This window comes from Kitasatospora sp. NPDC007106, assembly GCF_040634455.1.
Lineage (GTDB): Bacteria > Actinomycetota > Actinomycetes > Streptomycetales > Streptomycetaceae > Kitasatospora > Kitasatospora arboriphila.
Genome location: NZ_JBEYFP010000269.1, coordinates 1 through 7,652, shown reverse-complemented (window position 1 = coordinate 7,652; position 7,652 = coordinate 1). Strand labels below are relative to the sequence as shown.

The following is a 7,652-nucleotide window of genomic DNA, read 5'->3' as shown; positions in this document are numbered from 1 at the left end:
GCACCGTCGGCGCCTCCTTCGGCGGCCGTTCGGTCAGGCCCGGGCGGCGTGCCGGCGGCGCAGGACGAAGGCGCCGCCGGCGAGGCCGGCCGCGAGTAGGGCCCCGCCGGCGGCAGTCTCGACCGGGTCCGCCCCGAGGACTCCGCCGCCGCCGCCGGCGAGGGAGGGTCCCTTGGGGACGGACGCGGTGGTGGTCGGGAAGAGCTCGGGGCCGCAGGTGACGGCGGCGGAAGCGCCGCCGACGGTCACCTCGACGGTGTCGGCGCTCTTGGTGAGCACCTTCGTCCCGGCGGCGGTGGTGAAACTGGTGCCCGGCGCGCCGGGGACGTGCTCGCCCTGGGCGTCGACGACGCGGACCTCGCCGACGCCGGCGCAGGCCACGACGTCGCCGTTCACCAGCTCCAGACTGCCGCCCTCGGTGCGGCCCTTGAACGGTGTGGCGGCGCCGCCGTCCGCGTACGCGGCGCCCGCACCGGCGGTGAGCATGGCCAGTACTCCGCAGGCCACGGCGGCCGCCGCACCCGCCCTCGTCCCGATCGACATCCGTCCTCCTTGCCCGTGGAACCGCGACGGTTCCGCGGCTCCCTGGCCCCACAGGGTCCCGGACCGGAGCCGGACATACCACCGCCAATCGGGTGTTTATGACGACAACTCACATAATCCGCTTACGAATTGTCAGGTTGCCGGCAGCCCGGCCGAGCCGGCCGCGACGCCACGGGTCATCCGAGGTCGAGCTGCTCCCCCGCGGTGAGCTGCGCGAACGCGGCACCCGCCCCCGGCCCGCCCTCGCCGAGCAGCCGGCCGTGCACCATCTGCCCGATGTCGCTGAGCACGGCCTCGTGGATCGCCAGCGCCCGCCCCGGGCCGGCCTCCCGGACGTAGTCGATCAGCTCCGAGACCTTGGTCCAGGGCCCGGCGATCGGCAGCAGCAGGGTGTCCACCGGATGCGGCGGCACGGTCAGCGCGTCACCGGGGTGGAACAGCCGCCCGTCGAGCAGGAAGCCGATGTTGCCGACACGCGGGATGTCGGGGTGGATGACGGCGTGCCACTCGCCGTGCACACTCACGCCGAGGCCGTCGATGTCGAAGGCGTCGCCCTCGCCGACCACGGTGACCCGCGCGCCGATGCCCTCCAGTTGCGCGGCCACCGCGCGGTTGGTCCAGATCCGCAGGCCCGGGTCGGCCTCGACGGCGGCCCGCAGCCGGTCCTCGGCGAAGTGGTCCATGTGTTCGTGGGTGATCAGGACGGCGTCCGCGCCGCGGGTGGCGTCGGCCTCGGTGAACGCTCCGGGGTCGATGACGACGGTGGTGCCCTGGTGTTCGATGCGGACGCAGGCGTGTCCGAGCTTCGTCAGTCGCATGCGGAAAACATTACAGCAATGCTGCACAGTTTGGCTGTAGGAAATTCTCGGTAGCATGATCCCCATGGACGAGGTCGACCCCCTGGAGCTGGCCGCCGAGCTGCGCACCGCCATCGGCACCCTGGTGCGCACCCTCCGCCCCGGCGACGAACTGCCGCAGAACCAGGCCGCCGTCCTCGGCTGGCTGGTCCGCGAGGGCCCGCACACCACCAGCGAACTGGCCGCCCTGCAGCGGGTGCGGCACCAGTCGATGGCCCGCACGGTCGCCCTGCTCGGCGAGGCCGGCCTGGTCGAGCAGCGCCCGCACGAGACCGACGGCCGCAAACTGATGATCACCGCCACCGAGGCCGGCACCGCCGCGCTGCACGCCCAGCGCGCCCGCCGCGAGGACACCATCGCGACCGCCCTCACCGAACGCCTCACCCCCGAGGAACGCCGACTCCTCCATCAAGCCGTCCCCCTCCTGCGCAAATTGGCCTGAGGGGCAACCACCCAGGGGCGCGGGGTGGGCGAGCGCCCCAGGGGCCCATGGGGGCACCTGAGCAGTCTCCCCGCCCCTGACGGGTACCCCCCTCACCCGGACGGGCGCATGCCGGAGGGCCCGCCCTCGCGTTGGGCAGGCCGCCAGCATCCGCGCTTCCGAAGGGACGCCCCCATGACCCCCGTCCGCACCGCCCTGGTCCTCGCCGCCGCCGTCTGCGGTCTGCTGCTGGGCACCGCGGGGGCCGCCTCCGCGTGCGGTCCGCTGGACGTCGCCGCCGGGCTGGCCCCGGGCTTCGGCAACGCCTGCGTCAACCGCTGACCGGACGGCCCCGCCGGGGCCGCGTTCAGCGGGCCAGCGCGACCTGCTCGTCCTCGACCTCGACCCCGGCCTGCTCCGCCTCGGCGCGCTGTCCGGGCAGCACCGCCCGTACGCCGAGCGGCGGCAGCTCCACGTGCTCGCTGAGGCCGATCTTGCGGTGCAGCCTGCGCAGCGGCGCGGGCGCCCACCAGTTGAACTCGCCGGCCAGGCTCATCGCGGCCGGCACCAGCAGGCACCGCACCAGGGTGGCGTCCACCGCGACGGCCACCGCCAGTGCGATGCCCATCTGCTTGACCATGAGCATCTGCCCGGCGGCGAACCCGGCGAAGACGATCACCATCAGCAGCGCCGCCGAGGTGATGATCTTGCCGCTGCGCTGCAGTCCGAGCTGGACGGACCGGGTACAGCCGTGCCCCTGGTCGTACAGCTCCTTGATCCGGGAGAGGAGGAAGACCTCGTAGTCCATCGAGAGGCCGAAGGCGAAGGCGAAGACCAGGACCGGGACGAAGGTCTCCAGCCCGCCCGAGGGGGTGAAGCCGAGCAGGCCGCTGAACCAGCCGTGCTGGAAGACCATGGTCAGCGCGCCGAGCGAGGCGCCCAGCGACAGCAGGTTCATCAGCAGCGCCTTGACCGGCATCACCACCGAGCCGGTCATCAGGAACAGCAGCACCAGGGTGCCGAAGGCGACCAGGCCGAGCGCCCAGGGCCCGCGGGTGGCGACCTCGTGCTGGAAGTCGGCGACCGAGGCGGCGTCGCCGGTGACGTAGGTGGTGAGCCCGCCGCGGTGGTCCCGCAGCTCGCCGACGACCTTCTTGGCCTGGGCGCCCTGCGGGTCGCCCTTCACCAGCACGTCGACGGTGGTGAGGCCGTCGCCGACCGGGGTGACCGCGCGGACGCCGGCGACGCCCGGCAGCCCGGCGACCACGTCGTCGGCGTACGCCTGCGCGGTCTTCTGGTCGCTCTTCACGACCACGGTGATCGGGGCGGCGGCCTGGTCGGGGAAGCGCTGCGCGACGGTGTCGGCGACCTGCCGGGAGGCGAAGGACTTGGGCAGCACGTCGGCGCCGGAGCTGCGCGGGTGGGCACCCAGGAAGGGTGCGCCGGCGGCGGTCAGCAGGGCCACGCAGATCAGCATCACCGGCAGCGCGCGCTTCTGGACGCGCCGCACCGTCCGCGAGAAGAAGCCCTCGTCGGGCACGGGCTCGGTCGGCGCCTTGATCCTCCGGCCGACGAAGCCCAGCAGTGCCGGGACGAGGGTGAGGGCGGCCGCGGCCGCGATCACCACGACGCTCACACCGGCCACGCCGACCGCACGGAACACCGGGCTGGTGAAGACGAACAGGCCGGACAGGGCGACCGCGACGGTCAGGCCGGAGAAGGCGACGGTGCGCCCGGCCGTGGCGGCGGTGCGCTCCACGGCCTGCTCGACGGTGGCGCCGTGGCCGCGCTCCTCCCGGAAGCGGTTGACCATCAGCAGCGCGTAGTCGATGGACAGTCCGAGGCCGAGCACGGTGGCGATCGGCAGGACGCTGGTGTCGATGTCCATGATCCGGCTGAAGCCGAACATGGCGAGCAGCGCGCCGCCGACCGAGGCGATCGCGCCGATGCCCGGCAGGCCGGCCGCGGCGAGGCCGCCGAAGACCAGCACCATGACGATCAGGGTGAGCGGCAGGGTGACGATCTCGCCGAAGCGGGTGTCCTTCTCGGTCTGCGACTTGACCTCCTGCTCCAGCACGAGGTCGCCGCCGACGGTCACGTGGGTGCCGGCCGCGTCGACGGCGTCGAGGCGCTCGGTCACGGCGTCCAGCTGCGCGGGGGTCGAGGCGTCGGCCATCCGTACGGCGACCAGGCTCGCCCGGCCGTCCGCGGCGGCCATGCCGGGGGTGCCGGAGTACGCGTCGGCCACCGAGACCACACCGGGCAGGTGGGAGATCTCGGCGGTGGCGGCGGTGACCGCGGCCCGTACCTTCTCGTCGGCGACCGGTGCGCCGTCCACCACGGCGGTGACGGTGCCCTTGACCGGGTCGGCGGCCTGGACGGCAGCGGTGCCGCGGGCGGCCTCGGAGCCGCCGGAGCCGCCGCCGGCGACCGTCCCCTCGAAGACCCGCCCGCCGATCAGCACACCGGCCGCGAGGACGAGCGCCCAGAAGGCGAGCACCCAGCGGCGGTGGCGGAAGCACGCCCGGCCGAGGGCTGCGAGTCGCCCGCCGACCCGGTGGTCGGCGGGCGCGGGCAGGGCGGCGGGCGAAGGCGATGCGGCAGCGAGGGGATTGCGCATGAAGGAGCCTTTCGGGCAGTTCCCCTCAATGTAGGCGCTAAGTCCGATTCGTCCTATAGAGGGACGATGAGCCTCATCTCACAATTCCTGTGACGTAAACGACACATAAGAAATACCGGACAACAAAGACGGAACCCCCGCCCGGTCGATGCCGGGCGGGGGTTCCGCCTACTACTGCTCAGCCCTCAGGCTGCGCGCACTGCGATCAGCTCTGGCCGCCGGCCAGCTTCTCGCGGAGCGCGGCGAGCGCCTCGTCCGAAGCGAGAGCGCCGGAGCCCTCGTCGCTGCTGGAGGAGTACGAGCCGCCACCGGAGACCGGGGCCTCCTCGCCGGCCTCGGCGGCAGCGGCGGCGTCGGCCTCACGGCTCTTGATGACCTGGGCCTGGTGCTGCTCGAAGCGGGCCTGGGCCTCGGCGTACTGCCGCTCCCACTCCTCACGCTGCTTCTCGAAGCCGGGCAGCCAGTCGTTCGCCTCGGGGTCGAAGCCCTCCGGGTAGATGTAGTTGCCCTGGTCGTCGTAGGACGCGGCCATGCCGTACAGGGTCGGGTCGAACTCGACCGACGCCGGGTCGGCACCGAGGGACTCGTTGGCCTGCTTCAGCGAGAGGCTGATGCGACGACGCTCGAGGTCGATGTCGATGACCTTGACGAAGATCTCGTCGCCGACCTGGACGACCTGCTCCGGGATCTCGACGTGGCGCTCGGCCAGCTCGGAGATGTGGACCAGGCCCTCGATGCCCTCGTCGACGCGGACGAACGCACCGAACGGAACCAGCTTGGTGACCTTGCCGGGGACGACCTGGCCGATCTGGTGGGTCCGGGCGAACTGCTGCCACGGGTCCTCCTGGGTCGCCTTCAGCGACAGGGAGACACGCTCGCGGTCCATGTCGACGTCGAGAACCTCGACGGTGACCTCCTGGCCGACCTCGACAACCTCGGACGGGTGGTCGATGTGCTTCCAGGACAGCTCGGAGACGTGCACCAGGCCGTCGACGCCACCCAGGTCCACGAAGGCACCGAAGTTGACGATCGAGGAGACGACGCCGGAGCGCACCTGGCCCTTCTGGAGGGTGGTGAGGAAGGTCTGGCGGACCTCGCTCTGGGTCTGCTCCAGCCAGGCACGGCGGGACAGGACCACGTTGTTGCGGTTCTTGTCCAGCTCGATGATCTTGGCCTCGAGCTCCTTGCCGACGTACGGCTGGAGGTCGCGGACACGGCGCATCTCGACCAGCGAGGCCGGGAGGAAGCCGCGGAGGCCGATGTCGAGGATGAGACCACCCTTGACGACCTCGATGACGGTACCGGTGACGATGCCGTCCTCTTCCTTGATCTTCTCGATCGTGCCCCAGGCGCGCTCGTACTGCGCACGCTTCTTGGACAGGATGAGACGACCCTCCTTGTCCTCCTTCTGGAGAACCAGGGCCTCGATGTTGTCGCCCACGGAGACAACCTCGTGGGGGTCGACGTCGTGCTTGATCGAGAGCTCGCGGGACGGGATGACACCCTCGGTCTTGTAACCGATGTCGAGGAGCACCTCGTCACGGTCGACCTTCACGATGACGCCCTCAACGATGTCGCCGTCGTTGAAGTACTTGATGGTCTCGTCGATCGCCGCGAGGAACGCGTCCGCGTCGCCGATGTCGTTGACCGCAACCTGCGGGGTGGTGCTGACAGAGGTGTCGGTGGGGCTCGTCATTAGGAAAAGGGCTCCGGTACGGACATGAAGTCGTAGGTAATGCCACGCGGAGGGCCCGTATCGCTCCCACCGAAAGCCGGACAGCCAAGAACACGGCGCACCGACCCCCATGAGAAATCCTGGAAGGACAGGTGTCCGTCTTGCAGACCGTGGGGTCTTCGACAGATGCGAGCGCGACCTGCTCCGTCCGAGGCGCGCAGGCCCGCAGCGCAACTTGTAGCATACGGGGACAGCCGGGCACGGTCAACGCGAAGAGCGTCGAGACCGGTGGAGGCCGGGATGGATCAGGCCATATCCTCCAACAGCGCACCAGAACGGCGGCTGTCGCAGGGGGACGTCCCCGGATGCCACCACCCCGACCCGGTCCCGTACGGAGCCGGTTCACGGCAGCGGCGCTTCCGCAACCGACACCCTACGCGACGGGCCTCAGCATCGTGACCACCACCCCCGACCACCCCGCCGACGACGACCGCGAGCACGGCGGCCACGGCGAGGAGGACGACGCCGTCCGGCGCACGGCCGACCCCGGCGAGTCCAGCCGGGCCAGCCGCCACTGGTGGGACCGCAACGCCGACGAGTACCAGGACGAACACGGCGCCTTCCTCGGCGACGACCGCTTCACCTGGTGCCCCGAGGGCCTCGACGAGGCCGACGCCCGGCTGCTCGGCGACCCCGCCGCGCTGAAGGGCCTCGACGTGCTGGAGATCGGTGCCGGCGCCGCCCAGTGCTCCCGCTGGCTCGCCGCCCGCGGCGCCCGCCCGGTCGCGCTCGACATCTCCTTCCGTCAGCTGCAGCACTCCCGGCGGATCGACCTCGTCCGCGGCGATGAGCCGGTCGCCGTCGTCCAGGCCGACGCGGCGGTGCTGCCCTTCGCCGACGGCGCCTTCGACCTCGCCTGCTCCGCCTACGGCGCGGTGCCCTTCTCCGCCGACACCGCCGCGCTGATGCGCGAGGTCCACCGGGTGCTGCGGCCCGGCGCCCGCTGGGTGTTCTCGGTGACCCACCCGATCCGCTGGGCCTTCCCCGACGAGCCCGGCGTCGAGGGCCTCACCGCCACCGCCTCCTACTTCGACCGCACCCCCTACGTCGAGCAGGACGAGCAGGGCCGCGCCACCTACGTCGAGCACCACCGCACCCTCGGCGACCGGGTCCGCGAGCTCACCGCCGCCGGCTTCCGGCTGCTCGACCTCGTCGAACCGGAGTGGCCCGAGGGCCACGACCAGGAGTGGGGCGGCTGGTCGCCGCTGCGCGGCCGGCTGATCCCCGGCACCGCGATCTTCGTCGCGCAGCGGGGCTGACCGCCGGTGCGCCCCGCCGGCCTCGAACTGCCCGTCCGCACCGCCGTCCCCCCGCTGCAGCGCGCCCTCGCCGAGCACGGCGCCGCAGTGCTCGCCGCGCCGCCCGGCTCCGGCAAGACCACCCTCGTCCCGCTGGCCCTCGCCGGGCTGGCCGACGGCCTGCCCGGGCCCGCCCGCCGCGTCCTGGTCGCCGAGCCGCGCCGGCTCGCGGTGCGCG

8 protein-coding genes are annotated in these 7,652 nt (G+C 72.2%); 4 read left to right on the top strand and 4 right to left on the bottom strand.

The genetic code is table 11. The features are described from left to right. Positions 1–33: 33 nt before the first annotated feature. Both ABZ641_RS20365 and ABZ641_RS20360 read right to left on the bottom strand, forming a co-directional pair. Complete coding sequence (locus ABZ641_RS20365; protein WP_344622471.1) at positions 34–543, bottom strand: hypothetical protein; 510 nt, start codon at positions 541–543, stop codon at positions 34–36. A 176-nt stretch (positions 544–719) separates the two neighbouring features. Next, positions 720–1,361 carry an MBL fold metallo-hydrolase gene (locus ABZ641_RS20360; protein ID WP_359983607.1) on the bottom strand — a complete coding sequence of 214 codons (642 nt, stop codon included), beginning with the start codon at positions 1,359–1,361 and terminating at the stop codon, positions 720–722. Between the two features lie 64 nt (positions 1,362–1,425). On the opposite strand from ABZ641_RS20360, the gene ABZ641_RS20355 reads away from it, so the two are divergent. Together ABZ641_RS20355 and ABZ641_RS20350 are read left to right on the top strand one after the other, a co-directional pair. Then, positions 1,426–1,842 carry a MarR family transcriptional regulator gene (locus tag ABZ641_RS20355; protein ID WP_359983604.1) on the top strand — a complete coding sequence of 139 codons (417 nt, stop codon included), beginning with the start codon at positions 1,426–1,428 and terminating at the stop codon, positions 1,840–1,842. Between the two features lie 174 nt (positions 1,843–2,016). Next, positions 2,017–2,163 (top strand): hypothetical protein, encoded by a 147-nt coding sequence (locus ABZ641_RS20350; protein WP_159400795.1) that lies wholly within the window; start codon positions 2,017–2,019, stop codon positions 2,161–2,163. Positions 2,164–2,188: 25 nt separating this feature from the next. Here the strand turns inward: ABZ641_RS20350 and ABZ641_RS20345 are convergent, their stop codons facing one another. Next, positions 2,189–4,441 carry an MMPL family transporter gene (locus ABZ641_RS20345; RefSeq protein WP_359983601.1) on the bottom strand — a complete coding sequence of 751 codons (2,253 nt, stop codon included), beginning with the start codon at positions 4,439–4,441 and terminating at the stop codon, positions 2,189–2,191. 205 nt (positions 4,442–4,646) lie between these two features. Next, positions 4,647–6,137 (bottom strand): 30S ribosomal protein S1, encoded by a 1,491-nt coding sequence (gene rpsA, locus ABZ641_RS20340; protein WP_095876832.1) that lies wholly within the window; start codon positions 6,135–6,137, stop codon positions 4,647–4,649. A gap of 434 nt (positions 6,138–6,571) precedes the next feature. Here rpsA and ABZ641_RS20335 point away from each other — a divergent pair, with 434 nt between their 5' ends. Next, positions 6,572–7,435, top strand: coding sequence for a class I SAM-dependent methyltransferase (locus tag ABZ641_RS20335; RefSeq protein ID WP_359983598.1), 864 nt, complete (start codon positions 6,572–6,574; stop codon positions 7,433–7,435). A gap of 6 nt (positions 7,436–7,441) precedes the next feature. Next, positions 7,442–7,652, top strand: a 211-nt coding sequence (locus ABZ641_RS20330) for a hypothetical protein (RefSeq protein ID WP_359983596.1), incomplete at its 3' end; no start/stop codon positions are given.

Excerpts from the sequence above, each read along its gene's own strand:
- ABZ641_RS20365 (WP_344622471.1), bottom strand. The coding sequence starts at position 543 with ATGTCGATCGGGACGAGGGCGGGTGCGGCGGCCGCCGTGGCCTGCGGA.
- ABZ641_RS20360 (WP_359983607.1), bottom strand. The coding sequence starts at position 1,361 with ATGCGACTGACGAAGCTCGGACACGCCTGCGTCCGCATCGAACACCAG.
- ABZ641_RS20355 (WP_359983604.1), top strand. The coding sequence starts at position 1,426 with ATGGACGAGGTCGACCCCCTGGAGCTGGCCGCCGAGCTGCGCACCGCC.
- ABZ641_RS20350 (WP_159400795.1), top strand. The coding sequence starts at position 2,017 with ATGACCCCCGTCCGCACCGCCCTGGTCCTCGCCGCCGCCGTCTGCGGT.
- ABZ641_RS20345 (WP_359983601.1), bottom strand. The coding sequence starts at position 4,441 with ATGCGCAATCCCCTCGCTGCCGCATCGCCTTCGCCCGCCGCCCTGCCC.
- rpsA (WP_095876832.1), bottom strand. The coding sequence starts at position 6,137 with ATGACGAGCCCCACCGACACCTCTGTCAGCACCACCCCGCAGGTTGCG.